The sequence below is a fragment of the Streptomyces sp. NPDC020731 genome (assembly GCF_044334705.1).
In the GTDB taxonomy this organism is placed as follows: Bacteria; Actinomycetota; Actinomycetes; order Streptomycetales; family Streptomycetaceae; genus Streptomyces.
Map to the genome: position 1 here is coordinate 1 of NZ_JBIRTN010000001.1, position 16,589 is coordinate 16,589.

Below are 16,589 nucleotides of genomic sequence, written 5' to 3' on the forward strand. Positions count from 1 at the left end.
CCGCGACAACCGCTCCTACCTGCGCAGACGCGGGATCAAGGCCACGATCCCCATCCCGGCGGACCGCGTCCGCAACCGGCAGAAGCGCGGATCGCACGGCGGGCGGCCGCCGACGTTCGACAAGGACGACTACAAGCAGCGGCATGCGGTCGAGTGCGGGATCAACCGCCTCAAGCGCCACCGGGCTGTTGCCACCAGGTACGACAAACTCGCCGTCCGCTACGAAGCGACCGTGCTGGTCGCGGCCATCAACGAATGGCTGTGACCAGCACTTTCGCAACAGACCCTAGCCGCTGCCCCGTGAGATGAACGCGGCGTGACCGCTCCCCGGCCGGTGCGGGAGCGGCCGGCGACGGCTGCGGCGGCCCGCGAGCGGTCCGGGACCGACGTACGGCGATCGGTGTCGCGCGTTGCCGTCTCGTTCACGCACAGGTCATCCCCGGTGCCAAGCATCCAGTACGAGCGGGACGTTCGCCCGGCGAGCACCCCGCGACCACTGCCGACGCGTTCGCACCCGGGGAGACAAGCGCCATGTCGCGCATACGCTCAGTCGCCGGCTCCACTGGACCCCACCGTCGTTCCCTCCTCGCCGCCGGCGGAGCAACGGCCCTCGCCGCCGGAGCCGGCTACGCCCTGTGGCCCGGCGGGGGCCGGGCCGCCGCGGCGGGCTCCGGTTCCGGTGCGGAGGAGGCCGTGCTCACCTCCTCCCGCCGGGCACCGGCCGCCCCGCTCGCTCCGTACACCCGCGGCACCACCGTCGCCGCCGCGACGGCCCCGCGCCGCGGCGCGGGCTACCGGCGCCTCGCCGAAGGGCCGGGCTGGGGCCGGGTGGTGCGCGGCGAGCTGGCCGGACCGCGGTCCGGGCGGGACGGCCGCCGGACCGCGCTCGCCGCGTTCGTGCAACTCACCGACCTGCACATCATCGACACCCAGCATCCGCTGCGCCTGGAGTACCTGCGCTCGACGGACGTGCACGCCTGGCGGCCCCAGGAGGCCCTGACCGTCCAGGGCGCGGTCGCCCTCGTGGAGCGGGTCAACGCGCTGCGCGGCGCCCCCGTCACCGGCTCGCCGCTGCACTTCGCGATGACCACCGGCGACAACACGGACAACAACTGCCGCTCGGAGCTGGAGTGGTTCCTGACGGTGATGAGCGGTGGCCGCGTCACCCCGAACACCGGGGACCCGCGCCACTACGAGGGCGTCCAGAACAGCGGGCTGAGGCATTACTGGCACCCCGACACCGCACTCCGCGACGCCGACAAACAACTCGGCTTCCCGCACCTGGACGGCTTCCTCGCGGCGGCCGTCCGCGAGGTGAACAGCCCCGGCCTCAACCTGCCCTGGTACTCCACCGTCGGCAACCACGACTCGATGCCGCTCGGCTGCTACGCCTCCCACGGCGACTCCCGCCTCACCGAACTCGCCGTCGGCGGGCGGAAGCTGATGGACCTGCCGGCGGCCGAGGCGCACCGGCTCCAGCAGACCATCAAGAAGGCCACGGACCCCGGGGGTGTGCGGTATGGCGACTTCCTGGCGGCCCACGCCCGCGCCATGCGCTCCGTCACCCGCGACGAGAAACGCGCGCCCTTCACTCCCGCCGAGTACCTCCGGGCACACCTGGACCCGGCGTACCGCGGTGTCGGCCCGGTGGGTCACGGCTACTCCGCGGAGAACCTCGACGCGGGCACCCAGTACTACGCCTTCCGCATCGCCGACGACGTCCTCGGTGTCAGCCTCGACACCACCGACCCGGGCGGCCACTACAACGGCTCCCTCGGCACGGCACAGCTGCGCTGGCTGGAGCGGACGCTCGCCGAGAACCAGGACTCCCGCGTCATCGTGTTCAGCCACCACACGAGCACGTCGATGAACAACACCACCCGCGACCCGGCCCGCCCCGACGAGCGGCGCCACACCGGCGAGGAGCTCGTCGCGCTCCTCGGCCGGCACCGGAACGTGGTCGCCTGGGTCAACGGGCACATCCACCGCAACGCGATCACCCCGCACACCGGGTCCGGCGGCGCCTTCTGGGAGATCTCCACCGCCTCCCACGTCGACTTCCCCCAACTGGCCCGCGTCATCGAGCTGGTGGACAACAAGGACGGCACGCTGTCGCTCTTCACCACCCTCGTCGAGTCCTCGGCCCCGCACCGCACGGACTTCACCGACCTCTCCCAGACCGGCCTGGCCGCCCTCTACCGCGAGCTCTCCTTCAACGCCCCCGGCTCCCGCACGGACCTGGCCGGCGACCCGGGGGACCGCAACACCGAGCTGGTGCTGAGGAAGCGCTGATCCGGCACACGTACGAGGAGGGGCCGTCCGACGGCCCCTCCGCTCCCCTCCCGACGGTGCCGCCCCGGCCCCCTACCGGGGCAGCACCACGACATACGCCGACGGATCGCGGTCGGCCGAGGCGATCAGCGCGGTACGGACCACCGCCGCCTGCTGCTCCATCGCGTCCCGCAGCTTGCGCGGGGTGATGTGGACGACCGTGATGCCCAGGCGCTCCAGGTGTTCGCGCCTGCGGGCGTACTCCGACCACTCGGCCTCGTCGGGCCGCCGGCCCGGGAGCGGCGCGCGGGTGTCCAGTTCCACCGCCACCGCGTGCTCCGGCCAGTACGCGTCCAGGCCGCCGAGGTGGGGTCCGCCCGGCAGCCGCAGGTCGACGTTCCAGCACGGGTCGGGCAGGCCGTGGTCGCGCACCATCCGGTACAGCCGGGACTCCGCCAGCGTCCGCCCCTCGGCCAGCAGCGAGTCCACCGCGTCCACCACGTGCGGCCGGTTCAGCAGCTTCGCGGCGGTCAGCTCGCGCACCGCCGCCGCCGGGTCGCAGAAGCCGCCGCGTACCGCCTCCGTGAGCAGCCGGCGCACCGTGCCCGCGTCCTGCAGGCCCGCCACGGCGTCGGCCAGCGCGCGCGCGACCGGGGCCACCGGCAGGCCCGTGACCTGCTCCGGGACGGGCAGGTCGGCGGTGCGGACGATACGGACGCAGCCCGTCGAGCGCAGCCGGCGCAGCCTCGGGACCAGGACGTCGAAGACCTCCAGGGACGGCAGCGGGGGAGCGGACGGGAAGCCGTGCAGGGTCAGCGCGGCCGGCCCGGTGATCATCGCCTCCCCGTAGGCGGACGCGGGAGGACCCTCCGTGCCGGGCTGGACGGGGACGCCCGCGGTCCGTTCCCGTGCCGCGTACATCAGCACCGCGTGCAGCCGCTCCTCGCTGGTCGGCGGGCCGGGGTGGAGCAGGACGACGCCCGGGAGCAGCTGCTGCCAGGGTCCGCCGGGGCGGCACTGCTCGCCGGCCTTCGCGGCGGAGACGCCGTGGGCGCGCAGTTGTGCGTGGGTCAGCACCCGGCGTCCGGCGTCGGCGGAGAGGTGGTGCAGGGGGCGGGGGGAGAGCGGGGTGTTGTGGTTCATGACCGGCAATTTCCCGCCTCCGGCCCGTCTCCGAACCCCTGTTACACGGTCGTCGACAAATGAGGACAAGCCTGCACTAAAGGACGTGTGTTCGGATACCGAAAACCCCTGGTCCGTTCGGATGTGGGCCAGGGGTCACGGCTGCGGAGCACGCATCTTGTAACGACGGCGGAACGCCCGGTCGAGGGCCGGAGCCGTCCCTCAGCTGCCGGCGGCGGCCGCGTCGCAGGCCTGGCCGCGCAGGGCGCGGGCCAGGTCGTCGCGGGACTCCAGGACCAGCCGGCGCAGGGCAGGGGCCGCGTCCTCGTGGGACGTGAGCCACGCGTCCGTCGCGTCCAGCGTCGCCTGCGAGTCCTGGAAGGAGGGGAACAGGCCCCGCACCACGTCCATGCCGATCTGGATCGACCGCTCGGTCCACACCCGCTCGATCGCCGCGAAGTACCTCTCCGCGTACGGCGCGAGCAGCTCCCGCTGGGACGCCTGGGCGAAGCCCGAGATGGTGGCCTCCACCAGCGCGTTGGACAGCGCGTCCGACTCCACGACCTGCGCCCAGCACTGTGCCTTGACCGCCGCCGACGGGCGGGCGGCCAGACAGCGCACGTGGTGCCGCTTGCCGGACGCGGTGTCGTCCCGGGCCAGCTCCTCGTCGAGCCGCTTCTCGTCCGCCGCCCCGTGCGCGGCCAGCGGCTCCAGGAACGCCCAGCGCAGCTCCTGGTCCACCTCCAGGCCCGGCAGGGTCACCGTGCCGTCGAGCAGCGAGGTCAGCAGCTCGAAGTCGGCCGGTACGGCGGCCACGTGGGCGAAGAACCTCGCCCACGCCAGCTGGTGCTCGCTGCCCGCCTCGGCGGAGTACATCTGGACGGAGGCGATCCGGCAGAGCTCCCGCCCGGCCTCCGCCCGCCGCTCGGCCGCGGTGTAGTGCACCGCCGCCGACTCCGCCCACGCGTGCAGCATCTGCAGCACGCCGATGTCGGTCTCCCGGCCCGCGAACTTCACCACCAGGCCGATGAACTCCCGGGCCGGCAGCAGCGCGTCCCGCGTCATGTTCCACAGCGCCGACCAGCACAGGGCGCGGGCCAGCGGGTCGGTCATGGAGCCGAGACCGCGCCGCAGCGCCGCCAGCGAGGTCTCGTCGAACCGCGTCTTGCAGTACGTCAGGTCGTCGTCGTTGACCAGCACCAGCTCCGGCGCGTCCGCGCCCGCCAGCTCCGCCACGACCGTACGCGCCCCCTCGACGTCCGTCTCGGCCTGCGCGTACCGCTCCAGGGCACCGGCGTCGGTGCGCCGGTACAGACCCACCGCCACCCGGTGCGGGCGCAGTTCGGGGTGCGACTCCGCCGCTTCCTGCACGACGGCCAGCTCGTCGATCCGGCCGTCCTCGCGCAACAGCACCTGCGGGGTGAGGGAGTTGACGCCGGCCGTCTGCAGCCACGCCCGCGACCAGGCGGCCATGTCCCGCCCGCTGGTCTCCTCCAGGACCGACAGCAGGTCACCGAGCCGGGTGTTGCCGTACGCGTGCCGCTTGAAGTAGCGCCGGGCACCCTCCAGGAACGCGTCCTGACCGACGTAGGCCACCAGCTGCTTGAGCACCGAGGCGCCCTTCGCGTACGTGATGCCGTCGAAGTTGAGCTTGGCGTCCTGCAGGTCGCGGATGTCGGCGGTGATCGGGTGCGTGGACGGCAGCTGGTCCGCGCGGTACGCCCACGCCTTGCGGCGGTTGGCGAAGGTGATCCAGCCGTCGGTGAAGCGGGTCGCGCCGACCAGCGAGAACGCGCCCATGAAGTCCGCGAAGGACTCCTTCAGCCACAGGTCGTCCCACCACTCCATGGTGACCAGGTCGCCGAACCACATGTGCGCCATCTCGTGCAGGACGACGTTGGCCCGGCCCTCGTACGACGCCCGTGTCACCTTGCCCCGGAAGATGAACTCCTCCCGGAAGGTCACCATCCCCGGATTCTCCATCGCGCCCAGGTTGTACTCGGGCACGAACGCCTGGTCGTACTTCCCGAACGGGTACGGGTAGTCGAAGTGGTCGTGGAAGAAGTCCAGGCCCTGCTTGGTCACCAGGAACACGTCGTCGGCGTCGAAGTGCGGCGCGAGACCCTTGCGGCACATCGCGCCGAGCGGGATCTCCAGGCGCGTACCGTCCTCGAGGACCCGCTCGTAGGAGTCGGTCGCGTAGTGGTACGGGCCGGCCACCACGCACGTGATGTACGTCGAGATCGGCTTGGTCTCCGCGAACCGCCACACCCCGTCGGTGAGTTCCCCGGCCCCGTTGCTCCACACCGTCCAGCCCTCGGGCGCGCGCACCTCGAAGCGGTACGGCGCCTTGAGGTCGGGCTGCTCGAAGTTGGCGAAGACCCGGCGGGAGTCGGCCGGCTCGTACTGGGTGTACAGGTACACCTCGCCGTCCTCGGGGTCGACGAAGCGGTGCATGCCCTCGCCGGTGCGGGAGTAGGCGCACCGCGCGTCGACGACGAGTTCGTTCTCGGCGGCCAGGTCCTCCAGCGTGATCCGCGAGCCGTCGAAGACCCGGCCGGGGTCGAGGTCCCGCCCGTTGAGGGAGAGGGCCGTCACGCCCGGCGCGATCAGGTCCGCGAAGCTGCTCGCGCCCGGCTCGGCGCAGCGGAACCGGACGGTGGTGACGGAGCGGAAGGTGCGCGGCCCCCCGCCGCTGTGCTCGCCGACCGCCGAACGCAGGTCCAGGGACACCTCGTACCCGTCGACGGACAGCAGGGCTGCCCGCTCCCGGGCCTCGTCGCGGGTCAGATTCTCACCGGGCACGGGCGGTACTCCTCATGGCGTCGTCGGCATGGATGAACAGGACCGATCCTGCCATGCGCTCCTGACGTGGGGCAGCCGGGAATGGCCGGGACGAGCCGCGGCGTTGTCACACGGAGATACCGCCTTCACGAGGAGTGACATGTCGGACACGTCTTCCGCCACGCCCGTCGACTTCTGGTTCGACCCGCTGTGCCCCTGGGCCTGGATGACCTCCCGATGGGTGCGGGAGGTGGAGAAGGTGCGGGACATCGAGGTCCGCTGGCACCTGATGAGCCTCGCCGTCCTCAACGAGGACAAGCTCGACGAGCTCCCCGCGGAGTACCGCGAGATGCTCGAGGTCAAGGCCTGGGGCCCGGTCCGGGTGGTCATCGCGGCCCGGCAGGAGCACGGCGCCGAGGTGCTCGGCGACCTCTACACCGCGCTCGGCACCCGCATCCACAACCAGGGCGAGGGCCCCGGGAAGGAGACGGTCGCCGCCGCCCTGAAGGACGTCGGCCTGCCCGAGTCCCTCATGGAGCACTGGGACTCCACCCCGTACGAGCCGGAGCTGCGCGCCTCCCACAAGGAGGGCATCGAGAAGGTCGGCCAGGAGGTCGGCACCCCGGTCATCGCGGTCCCCGGACCCGACGGCGGGGAGATCGCCTTCTTCGGCCCGGTCGTCACCCCGGCCCCGAAGGGCGAAGAGGCCGCCCGCCTGTGGGACGGCACCCTCGCGGTGGCCTCCGTCCCGGGCTTCTACGAGATCAAGCGCTCCCGGACGAAGGGGCCGGACTTCAGCAACCTGTGACGGTCACTCGATCACGGGTACCCTGATCGGCGCGGCGAAGGGTTTCTTGTTGAAGCCCGTACGCAGGTTGCGGCACTGCTTCCCGGCGTCGGGGTCGAGCACGTTCACACAGAGCCAGAACTCGCCGACCCCGGACCGGCCGAGCCGTTCCTTGAGCCAGTCCTCCTCCTTCTTGTTCAGTCGGCGGTGTTGCTGGTCCCCGCCGCAGGTCCAGCAGTAGTCCCTCATCGTCCTCTGTGTCGCCATTGCGCAACCATGACCCGGATTGCCGCATACCGGAAGCCCCCGCGAGTCCTGTCCTCGCGGGGGCTTCCCTCTTTCCGCCTGCCGGGTGAACGGTGAGAAGACGATCACGAGGCAGGACACTTGTTGCAAGTTACTTGCAACTGCACGCTAACAGCAGAAGGGCCTGTCCGTGAGTCCCGGGTACGCGAAACGGCCCCCGCGTGTTCACGCGAGGGCCGTCGGGGCGGGCGTCAGCTCCGGGCGCGCGCCCGCTGCCGGGCGTATCCCCCGGCCGCCAGGAGCAGCGTCATCGCGCCCGTCGAGTACAGCTGCACCCGCGTGTCCGGCTCCCGGGCCATGAGGACGAAGACCGCCGCCATACCGGCCAGCGCCACCCAGGTCAGCCACGGGTACGCCCACATCCGCACCGCGAGCCGCTCGGGCGCCTCGCGCTCCAGCCGGCGGCGCAGCCGCAGCTGGGAGACGGCGATGAAGATCCAGACGACCAGGATCACCGCGCCGATGGTGTTCAGCAGCCAGGCGAAGACGTCGTCCGGCCGCCAGTAGCTCAGCAGCACGCACAGGAAGCCGAAGGCCGAGGAGGCCAGCACGGCGATCCGCGGCACCCCGCCCGACACCCGGCCGAGCGCCTTCGGGCCCTGCCCGCGCTCCACCAGGGAGTAGCCGATGCGCGAGGCGCCGTAGATGTTGGCGTTCATCGCGGACAGCAGCGCGACCAGGATCACGACGTCCATCAGCCGGCCGGCGCCCGGGATGCCGAGGCGGTCCAGGGCGGCGACGTACGGGCCCTTCTCGACGACCGCCGGGGAGTCCCACGGGACCAGGGTGACGATGACCGCCATCGAGCCGATGTAGAACAGCGCGATCCGCCACATCGCCGTACGGACCGCGCTCGCCACGCCCTTGACCGGGTTCTGCGACTCGGCCGCCGCGATGGTGACCGTCTCCAGACCGCCGTACGCGAAGACGGAGGCGAGCAGCCCGATCACCAGGCCCTCCGCGCCGTTGGGGAGGAAGTCGGTGAGGTGGGAGACGCCGGGGGAGTCCGTGCCCGGCAGCATGCCCGCGACGGCCAGCACGCCCAGCACCAGGAACAGGGAGATCGCGCCGACCTTCAGGGCCGCGAACCAGAACTCGAACTCGCCGAAGTTCTTCACCGCCGCGAGGTTCGTCCCGCAGAACACCACCATGAACAGCGCCACCCACGCCCACTCGGGCGTTCCCGGCAGCCAGCCGGTGACGATCGTCGCGGCGCCGATGCCCTCCAGGCCGACCGCCGTGCACAGCAGCACCCAGAACGACCAGCCGGCGGTGAACCCCGCCCAGGGCCCGATCGCCCGCTCGGCGTGCGCGGAGAAGGAGCCGGACGAGGGATGGGCGGCGGACATCTCGCCCAGCATCCGCATCACCAGCATCACCAGGAGGCCGGAGAGGGTGTAGGCGACGACGATGGAGGGGCCGGCGGCGGCGATGCCCGCCCCGGAGCCGACGAACAGCCCGGCGCCGATCACCCCGCCGAGGGCGATCATCGACAGGTGGCGTTGCTTCAGGCCGTGCGAGAGGGAGACGCCGTCCGCCTCGGGAGGCGTCTCGACAGTGGTACGGGGCATGGGCGCGACTCGTCCAATGCGGGAGAGGGCAAAAACGCCACCCAGTCTGGGCGGCCTCCCCGGGTACCCGGGGAGGCCGCCCGGCATGTGGACACGTGTCATGCGGAGGGTGATGTTCCGGTCACCCGGCGGCGACCGTCGTGTAGTGCGAGGCGTCCCCCTCGATCGAGTAGGACTCCTTCCCCTCGATACCGACCGGGATGTCACCGGCGACGGTCACCCGGTGCAGCCGGCGCGGCAGACCGTCGTAGTTGTCGACGGCGTAGTGCTGGGTGATGCGGTTGTCGAACAGCACCAGCTGATCGGGCGACCAGCGCCAGCGGACCAGGTTCTCGGGCCGGGTGACGTAGGCCTGGAGCAGGTCGAGGACCTTGCGGGACTCGCCCCTCGACAGACCCACGATCCGCTGCGCGAACCCGCCGATGAACAGCCCGCGCTCGCCGGTCAGCGGGTGCACGCGCACCACGGGGTGGGCGGTGCGGTACCTGACCGAGGTGAACCGGGCACGCCGGGCCGCCTCCGCCTCGTCGACGGCCTCCTCCGGGACGGCGTAGTCGTAGTCGTTGGTGTGCTCGGCCCACAGGGTGTCGGCGAGCTTCCGGAGCGGCTCGGGGAGGTCGCGGTAGGCGGCGGCCGAGTTCGCGATCAGCGTCTCGCCGCCGTAGGGCGGGATCGTGATGCTGCGCAGGGTGCTGGCCTGGGGCGGATTGAGGACGAAGGTGACGTCCGTGTGCCAGTTGTTGGCGGCGCGGCCGCCCTCACTGTCGACCGGCAGCACGTTGGGGGCGCCGTCGACGGCCGGCACCGTCGGGTGGGCGCCGGTGATGTCGCCGAAGTGGCGGGCGAAGGCCTGCTGGCCCTCGTCGTCGAGGTTCACGTCGTCGAAGAGCAGGGTCTTGTGGGTGTTCAGGGCGTCCCGGAGCGCGGCGACGGTCTCGTCGTCCAGCGGCTGGGAGATGTCGATGCCGGAGACCTGGGCGCCGATGCGCGCGGTGACCTTGGTGATCTCGAGGTCGGCCATGGTACGGGTTTCCTTCCGGATCGGAGGAGGGTCAGACGAGGGCGGGTACGTCGGTGACGTGCTGGTTGGCCGGGCGCGGGAGGCCGTAGCGCTCCCGCAGGGTCTGCCGCGGTCCGTACTCCGTGCGGAGCAGGCCGCGGGCGCGCAGGATCGGGACGACGTGGTCGACGAAGGTGTCGAGGCCGGACGGCAGGACGGCGGGCATGATGTTGAAGCCGTCGGCGGCGCCGAGGGAGAACCACTGCTCGATGGTGTCGGCGACCTGCTCGGGTGTGCCCGCGAAGGTCAGGTGCCCGCGTCCGCCGCCGAGCCGGCCGATCAGCTGCCGCACGGTGAGCCGCTCGCGCCGGGCCAGCTCCACGATGAGCGTGTAGCGGCTCCTGGCCCCCTCGATGGCGTCCTCGGACGGCAGCCCGTCGGGCAGTTCGGAGTCGAGGTCGAGTGAGCCGGGGCCCAGACGCAGCAGCTCCTCGAGGCGGCGCACCCCGTGCTCGTGCACGATGTGGTCCTCCAGCAGCTGCTCCTGGTGCCGCGCCTCCGCCTCGGTGGAGCCGACGACCGGCACGATGCCGGGCAGCACCTTGATGTGGTCGGGGTCGCGCCCGGCCGCCGCCGTACGGGCCTTGAGATCGGTGAAGAAGGCCTGCGCGCCGGCGAGCGTCTGCTGTGCGGTGAACACCGCCTCCGCGTACCGGGCCGCGAACCGCTTGCCGTCCTCGGAGGAGCCCGCCTGCACGAGGAGCGGGTGCCCCTGGGGCGTGCGCGGGACGTTGAGGGCGCCCTCAACGCTGAAGTACCTCCCCCGGTGCCGGGGCGGGTGGATCTTGGCGTCGTCGCCCCACACCCCGGCCGCCTTGTCGGCGACGATCGTGTCGTCCTCCCAGCTGTCCCACAGCAGACGGGCGACATCGAGGAACTCGGCGGCCCGGGCGTACCGTTCGGCGTGCGCGGGCTCGGCGTCCAGGCCGAAGTTGCGGGCGGCCTCGGAACCGGCGGTGGTGACGATGTTCCAGCCGGCCCGGCCACCGCTGATGATGTCCAGCGAGGCGAACTTGCGGGCCAGGTTGTAGGGGGAGTTGTACGACGTCGACGCCGTCGCGATCAGCCCGATGTGCTCGGTGGCCGTCGCCAGGGCGGTGAGCAGGGTGAGCGGTTCCAGCGCCCCGGCGGGACGCTGCGCGACGGTGTTCCACAGCTGAGGGCCGTCGGCGAGGAACAGCGAGTCGAAGGTGCCCCGTTCGGCGGTCCGCGCCAGCCGTACGTAGTGGGCGAGGTCGACATGCGCGTAGGGGTCGCTCTCGGGGAGGCGCCAGGAGGCCTCGTGGTGTCCGGTGTTCATGAGGAAGGCGTTGAGGTGGAGCTTTCGGGTCATGGAAGTTCCTTGGCCTGGGAGGAGGGGAGGTGCGACAACCCGTCCGGGGAAGTTCGGGGACCAGGCCCGTTCAGGGCCGGATCGGGAGCACGGGGGCGGCAGCCCCCGGAGGACAGCCGACGCTCACTTCACGTCCTCCGTCACACCGAGCGCTCGCAACAACCGCGCCCGGTACTCCCCGTGAGAGCCCTCCTCGCGATCGATGGACAGATCAAGCCCCACACGCCCCCGCTCCAGCACGAGCACGCGATCCGCGAGAACGACCGCCTCATCCACGTCGTGGGTCACGAGCAGCACCGACGGCCGATGCCGCTCCCACAACTGCCGCAACAACGCGTGCATCTTGATGCGTGTCAACGCGTCCAGCGCCCCGAACGGCTCGTCGGCGAGCAGCAGTTCCGGATCCCGCACCAGGGAGCGGGCCAGGGCGGCGCGCTGCGCCTCGCCCCCGGACAGCTCGCTCGGCCAGGCGCGCTCCCGGCCGCCGAGACCGACCTCGGAGAGGGCCGCACGGCCGCGCTCCTCGGCGTCGGCGCCGTCCAGACCCAGCAGGACGTTGGGCAGGATGCGGCGCCAGGGCAGCAGCCGGGAGTCCTGGAAGACCACCGACACCTTCTCGGGCGCGGTGAGCGTTCCGCTGCCCGCGACCCCGTGGTCGATGCCCGCGACGGCGCGCAGCAGGGTGCTCTTGCCGGAACCGCTGTGCCCGAGCAGAGCCGTGAACTGCCCCGCCGGCAGGTCGAGATCGATGCCGTCGAGGACCGTACGCCCCTCGAAGGAGCGGGTGAGGCCGCGCAGCCGTACGACGGGCCGGGTCAGTTGCTCAGTGTGCGGCGCCATGACAGCACCCTCCGTTCGATCAGGCGGACGAGGGTGTCCGAGACGAGGCCGAAGACGCCGTAGACGACGAGGCCTACGAGGATGACGTCGGTCTGGCCGTAGTTCTGTGCCTGGAACATCATGTAGCCGAGTCCGCTGGTGGCGTTGATCTGTTCGAGGACGACCAGGCCCAGCCAGGAGCCGGTCACGCCCAGCCGCAGCCCGACGAAGAAGCCGGGCAGCGCGCCCGGGACGACGACCTGCCGGACGAAGGCGATCCGGGACAGGCCCTGCACCTCCGCCAGTTCCACGAACCGGTGGTCGATGCCGGACAGCGCGGAATGCGTGTTCAGGTAGATCGGGATGTAGACGACGATGGCGATGATCGCGATCTTGAACGTCTCGCCGATGCCCAGCCACAGGATGAACAGCGGGATCAGACCGAGCGTGGGCACCGCCCGGTTCAGCTGCACGCTCCCGTCGATCAGCGCCTCGCCGGTCCGGCTGAGCCCGGAGGCCAGCGCGAGGACGATGCCCGCGGTCAGACCGATCGCGAAACCGGAGCCGGCCCGCTGGAGCGAGGTGAGGATGTCGTTCGGCAGGGTGCCCTCGGTCCACAGCCGGACCCCGGTCTCCAGCACCGTCCAGGGGGCGGGGATCGCCCCGGGGTCCAGCTGACCGGCGGCGGAGGCGGCGGCCCACAGGACGAGGACGAGCGCGGGACCGAGCAGCCGCGTGGCGGGCAGCCGTTTGCCGGGGGAGAGGCGCCGTCGCCGGCGTACCCGGTGTGCCTCCTCCTCGTCGTGGCCGACGGCGGCGGGCGGTGCGGGGACGGTGGTCGTGGTCACGGCGGTCACTTCCGGTACTCCTCGGGTACGGCCTCGGCGGCGAGGGACTCGAAGCGCCGGTCGAAGAGCTCGCCGACGTCGAACTTCTTCACGTAACCGCCCTCCGCCAGCAGATCGGCGGTCTCCTGCTCCCACGCGATCGCCTCGTCCCAACTGGGCGGGAAAAACGGCTTGTTGGCCAGCTCGGTGATGGACTCGGCCTGCGCGAGGGTCAGGTTCTGCGTCTTGACGTAGTACTCCTTGTTCCATTCGTCCGGGTGCTCGTACTGCCACACCGCGCCCTTGGCCCAGTACGGGATGTACGCGGCGATCGCGGCGGCCTTCGCCCGGTCGGCCAGCACGGTGGTCGGCGCCCACAGCAGATTGAGCAGGTCCACCACCTCGGTGGGGATGGTCCGGGCGCCCTTGGACCCGTACTGCTTCAGATAGGACGGCGCCTGGGTGTTGCCGAGCGGCGCGATGTCCACCTGTCCGGACTGCAGGGCGGTGAGGAACTGGTTGCTGGTCAGCGGGACCAGCTCGGCGTCGTCGTACTTCAGCCCCGCCTCCTTCAGGGCGCGCAGCAGGACGACGCCCTGGGCCTGGCCCTGGGAGAAGGCGAGCCGCTTGCCCCGGAAGTCCTCGACCGCGCGGATGGCGCTGCCGGGTCTGGTGGCGAAGAGATAGTTCGGCTTGCGGGTGACGTTGATCGCGACGATCTTCGCGTCGAATCCCTGGTAGTACGCCTGGATCGGCGGGATTCCGGCATTGTTGGCGAGTTCCAGGGAGTGGGCGCGGAAGGCGTTGATGACATCCGGACCGGCCCCGACGTTCAGCCAGTTGCCCACCTCGAAGGGCAGGTCGTCGAGGCCGGCGAGCTTCAGCTGGAGTTGCTGGAAGTTCTGGAACGAGGAGATCTTCAGACTCGTACCGGCCGGGACCTTCGTGGCGAGCGGATCCTTCAGGGACGCGTCGCCGGCCGCGGCGCCGGCTTCTGCGCAGCCGCTCAGCCCGGCGGCAGCGGCGGTGACGCCGAGCAGGGAGGAGAGGAAGAGCCGCCGGTCGATGCCGGACGCGGGGGGTGCGGGCATGGAGGAACTCCCGGAGTTCATGAAAATGGCACAGGACAGGAATGGGCGATGAATTCCGGGCAGGAAAATGCTACGGAAGGGAATTCACGCAGGAGGGGATGGACGCTTCGGGTGCTCGCGCGTCAACGTGTCAGCAACAGAGGGTGCGACAGCTCATGACCAGGAGTTTCCTGTCCTCGGATGAGGTCTGTCAATATTCGGAGTTTCTGAATTAAGTCAGCTCAGGTGAAACGCCCAGCGGATCCCGGTAGAGGACGTCGAGAGCCACCGATCCGCCGGCCACCGCCGACACGGAATCCGGAAAACTCGTCGGTACGACCCTGGCCGCCCGCTCCTCGTCGAGCTCGGCGCGCAGCGCGGTGAGGCAGTCCGGACGGTGGATGACGCCGATCTCGGTGACGACGACGCTCTCCGGATTGAGCACATCGGTCAGCAGCCGCACCGCGCGCCCCACCATGCGGGCCCGCTCCAGCAGCAGCCGCACGGCCACCGGATGCCCGGCCGCCGCCGCGTCGACCACCTGCGCCGGGTCCGTGCCGTCGGTGACCCCGGCCTCCCGCGCCCGCCGGCACAGGGTGCGTTCGCCCAACTCCGCCTGGAGGCAGCCGACCCGGCCGCACACGCAGGGCTCGGTGCCGCCCCCGAGCGGCAGATGGGCGATCGCCCCCGCCTGCGAGCGGGGGCCGTGGTGCACCTCGTCATGGGTGGCGAACGCCGCGTCGACCATGGTGCCGGCGAACAGGTGCAGCGCGCTGCGGCTGCCGCGCGCGACCCGCCCGAACAACCGCTCCGCGTCGGCCAACGCCCTTGCGTGCCCGTCCACATGGACCGGCAGCCCGGTGCGCGCGCCGAGCACCTCCCGCACCGCGACCTCGCGCCAGCCCAGCAGCGGATGCTCGACGACGGTGCCGGCCTGCCGGTCCACCCAGCCGCCGGCCGCGAAACCGACACCCAGCGGCCGGGACTGCGGCACCCGGTCCAGCAGCGCCGCCAGACCGTCGGCGGCCCGCGCCAGCACCCGCGACGGGTCGACTCCCTCGTGCCGCAGCCGCCGCTCGGCCAGCACCCGGCCGCGCAGATCGAGCAACGCCACCGTGGTGTATGGCACCGCCACGTGCACACCGCCCACCACCAGCCGCGACCGGTCCACGTCCACCGGCAGGTGCGGCCGGCCGACACCTCCCGAGCGGCGCGGTGCGGCAGCTTCCCGGATGAGCCCGAGCCGCGCCAGGCGTGCGCAGTGGTCGGTCACCGAGGCGGGGGACAGCCCGGTGAGCCGGGCGATGGTGCTGCGCGCCACCGGCCCGTGCTCCAGCACGGACCGCAGCACCACACTGGCACTGGTCCGGCGCCGGTCCGGGTCGGCGACACGCGGTACGGGGGAAGGGGAAGGATGCGGGGGTGCCACGGTACGAAGCATGGGGAACTTCCTCGGGAACGGGTCCGACACTGCGCCGTCGTACGGGAGTCGAGGCGCGCCGGATCCGCTCCGTCCGCCTCGCTAGGAGAGGCGACAGGCGGTGGCGCCCACGCGTCGCAGGTCGACATGGCGACGCGAGGTGAAGTTCCGGGACTGGGCGACCATGGCTCGAAGCTAGCAAACGGGTTCCGCGCTGCCCAGACGGCGACCGACGGGCGAGACGGCGTCCACGAGCCCGCACGGCCCGTTTGGTGAGTCCCTACAGCCGCCGTTCCCGGGCCGTGTGTCGGCGAAACCACCCCACCTCAGTGACCGGCGTCACCCCACGCCCCTCGTCACCCCCGCTCTTTGTCCGGAGCCCACCAAGTCCGCGTCACCGCCTTTGTCGACCGCTGACGGTGATCGGCGCGCGGACGCCGGTATAGCGTCGCGGTGTCCCCAACTGCCCTCACCCCGCGGAGACCCCATGAGCACCGCAACCGTCACGTCCGCCCGATCCGGACAGGTCCTCGCGGACCTCGTCCCGGCCTCCCGTGTCAGGGACGCCGCGCTCGTGCTCGGCGGCGCCGCGCTCACCGGCCTCGCCGCCCAGATCGCGGTGCCCGTCCCCGGCTCCCCGGTGCCGGTGACCGGCCAGACCTTCGCGGCGCTCCTCGTCGGCACCGCCCTCGGCGCCCGCCGCGGCTTCGCCTCCCTCGCGGTGTACGCGCTGGTGGGCGCGGCCGGCGTGCCGTGGTTCGCGGAGGGCGGGTCCGGGACGGGGATGCCGTCCTTCGGCTACGTCCTCGGCATGCTGCTGGCCTCCGTCGTCGTGGGCGCCCTGGCCCGCCGCGGCGCCGACCGCTCCGTCTGGCGCACGGCGGGCACGATGGTGCTCGGCTCGGCGGTCATCTACGCCGTCGGCGTGCCCTACCTGGCCCTCGCCACCGGCATGTCCGCCTCCGCCGCGATCGCGGCCGGCCTCACCCCGTTCCTCATCGGCGACGCCCTGAAGGCGGCCCTGGCGATGGGCGTGCTGCCCACCGCCTGGAAGTTCGCCGACAAGCGGTAACCGCTCGGGTTCTGCGGAGAGAGGCCCGGGGGGGGGGGGGGGGGGGCCCCCCCCCCGCCCCCCCCCCCCCGCCTGGCGCGGCCACAGCCGGCGCGGGTGGGGGACCGGGAGCGCCGCCGCGGCGGGGCAGCCCCCGGGGGGCGCCCG

13 protein-coding genes and 1 pseudogene are annotated in these 16,589 nt (G+C 71.9%); 4 read left to right on the top strand and 10 right to left on the bottom strand.

The annotated features are described in order from the left end of the window. Both ACH4VX_RS00005 and ACH4VX_RS00010 read left to right on the top strand, forming a co-directional pair. Window positions 1–265, top strand: a pseudogene (locus ACH4VX_RS00005) (IS5/IS1182 family transposase); the annotation flags it as partial. A gap of 266 nt (window positions 266–531) precedes the next feature. Further along, on the top strand, window positions 532–2,292 hold the full coding sequence (locus ACH4VX_RS00010; protein ID WP_398364482.1) for a TIGR03767 family metallophosphoesterase: 1,761 nt from the start codon (window positions 532–534) through the stop codon (window positions 2,290–2,292). A 72-nt stretch (window positions 2,293–2,364) separates the two neighbouring features. Here ACH4VX_RS00010 and ACH4VX_RS00015 read toward each other — a convergent pair whose 3' ends face one another. Both ACH4VX_RS00015 and pepN read right to left on the bottom strand, forming a co-directional pair. Further along, entirely contained in the window at window positions 2,365–3,414 is a 1,050-nt protein-coding gene (locus ACH4VX_RS00015) for a hypothetical protein (protein ID WP_398364484.1), read from the bottom strand. Window positions 3,415–3,615: 201 nt separating this feature from the next. Next, window positions 3,616–6,198: an aminopeptidase N gene (pepN, locus tag ACH4VX_RS00020; RefSeq protein WP_398364486.1), complete on the bottom strand. Its 2,583-nt coding sequence runs from the start codon at window positions 6,196–6,198 to the stop codon at window positions 3,616–3,618. 139 nt (window positions 6,199–6,337) lie between these two features. Between pepN and ACH4VX_RS00025 the strand changes: the two genes are divergently transcribed. Next, entirely contained in the window at window positions 6,338–6,985 is a 648-nt protein-coding gene (locus ACH4VX_RS00025; protein WP_398364488.1) for a DsbA family protein, read from the top strand. Between the two features lie 3 nt (window positions 6,986–6,988). Here ACH4VX_RS00025 and ACH4VX_RS00030 read toward each other — a convergent pair whose 3' ends face one another. The 8 genes from ACH4VX_RS00030 to ACH4VX_RS00065 form a co-directional block, all read right to left on the bottom strand. Continuing rightward, window positions 6,989–7,231 carry a hypothetical protein gene (locus tag ACH4VX_RS00030; RefSeq protein WP_398364490.1) on the bottom strand — a complete coding sequence of 81 codons (243 nt, stop codon included), beginning with the start codon at window positions 7,229–7,231 and terminating at the stop codon, window positions 6,989–6,991. Between the two features lie 230 nt (window positions 7,232–7,461). Further along, window positions 7,462–8,841 (bottom strand): amino acid permease, encoded by a 1,380-nt coding sequence (locus ACH4VX_RS00035; RefSeq protein ID WP_398364492.1) that lies wholly within the window; start codon window positions 8,839–8,841, stop codon window positions 7,462–7,464. A gap of 121 nt (window positions 8,842–8,962) precedes the next feature. Further along, on the bottom strand, window positions 8,963–9,862 hold the full coding sequence (locus ACH4VX_RS00040) for a TauD/TfdA dioxygenase family protein (protein WP_398364493.1): 900 nt from the start codon (window positions 9,860–9,862) through the stop codon (window positions 8,963–8,965). A 31-nt stretch (window positions 9,863–9,893) separates the two neighbouring features. Then, window positions 9,894–11,234, bottom strand: coding sequence for an LLM class flavin-dependent oxidoreductase (locus ACH4VX_RS00045; RefSeq protein WP_398364495.1), 1,341 nt, complete (start codon window positions 11,232–11,234; stop codon window positions 9,894–9,896). A 123-nt stretch (window positions 11,235–11,357) separates the two neighbouring features. Next, window positions 11,358–12,074, bottom strand: a complete 717-nt coding sequence (locus ACH4VX_RS00050) for an ABC transporter ATP-binding protein (protein WP_398364497.1) — start codon at window positions 12,072–12,074, stop codon at window positions 11,358–11,360. Then, a complete protein-coding gene (locus ACH4VX_RS00055) occupies window positions 12,050–12,910 on the bottom strand; it encodes an ABC transporter permease (RefSeq protein WP_398364499.1) in 861 nt (286 codons plus the stop codon). Before ACH4VX_RS00055 ends, ACH4VX_RS00050 begins: the two co-directional genes overlap by 25 nt. After that, window positions 12,907–13,971, bottom strand: coding sequence for an ABC transporter substrate-binding protein (locus ACH4VX_RS00060; protein ID WP_398364501.1), 1,065 nt, complete (start codon window positions 13,969–13,971; stop codon window positions 12,907–12,909). Before ACH4VX_RS00060 ends, ACH4VX_RS00055 begins: the two co-directional genes overlap by 4 nt. Window positions 13,972–14,182: 211 nt before the next feature. Then, a complete protein-coding gene (locus ACH4VX_RS00065) occupies window positions 14,183–15,391 on the bottom strand; it encodes an ROK family protein (RefSeq protein ID WP_398364503.1) in 1,209 nt (402 codons plus the stop codon). Between the two features lie 466 nt (window positions 15,392–15,857). On the opposite strand from ACH4VX_RS00065, the gene ACH4VX_RS00070 reads away from it, so the two are divergent. Next, window positions 15,858–16,442: a biotin transporter BioY gene (locus ACH4VX_RS00070; RefSeq protein WP_398364505.1), complete on the top strand. Its 585-nt coding sequence runs from the start codon at window positions 15,858–15,860 to the stop codon at window positions 16,440–16,442. Window positions 16,443–16,589: the final 147 nt, after the last annotated feature.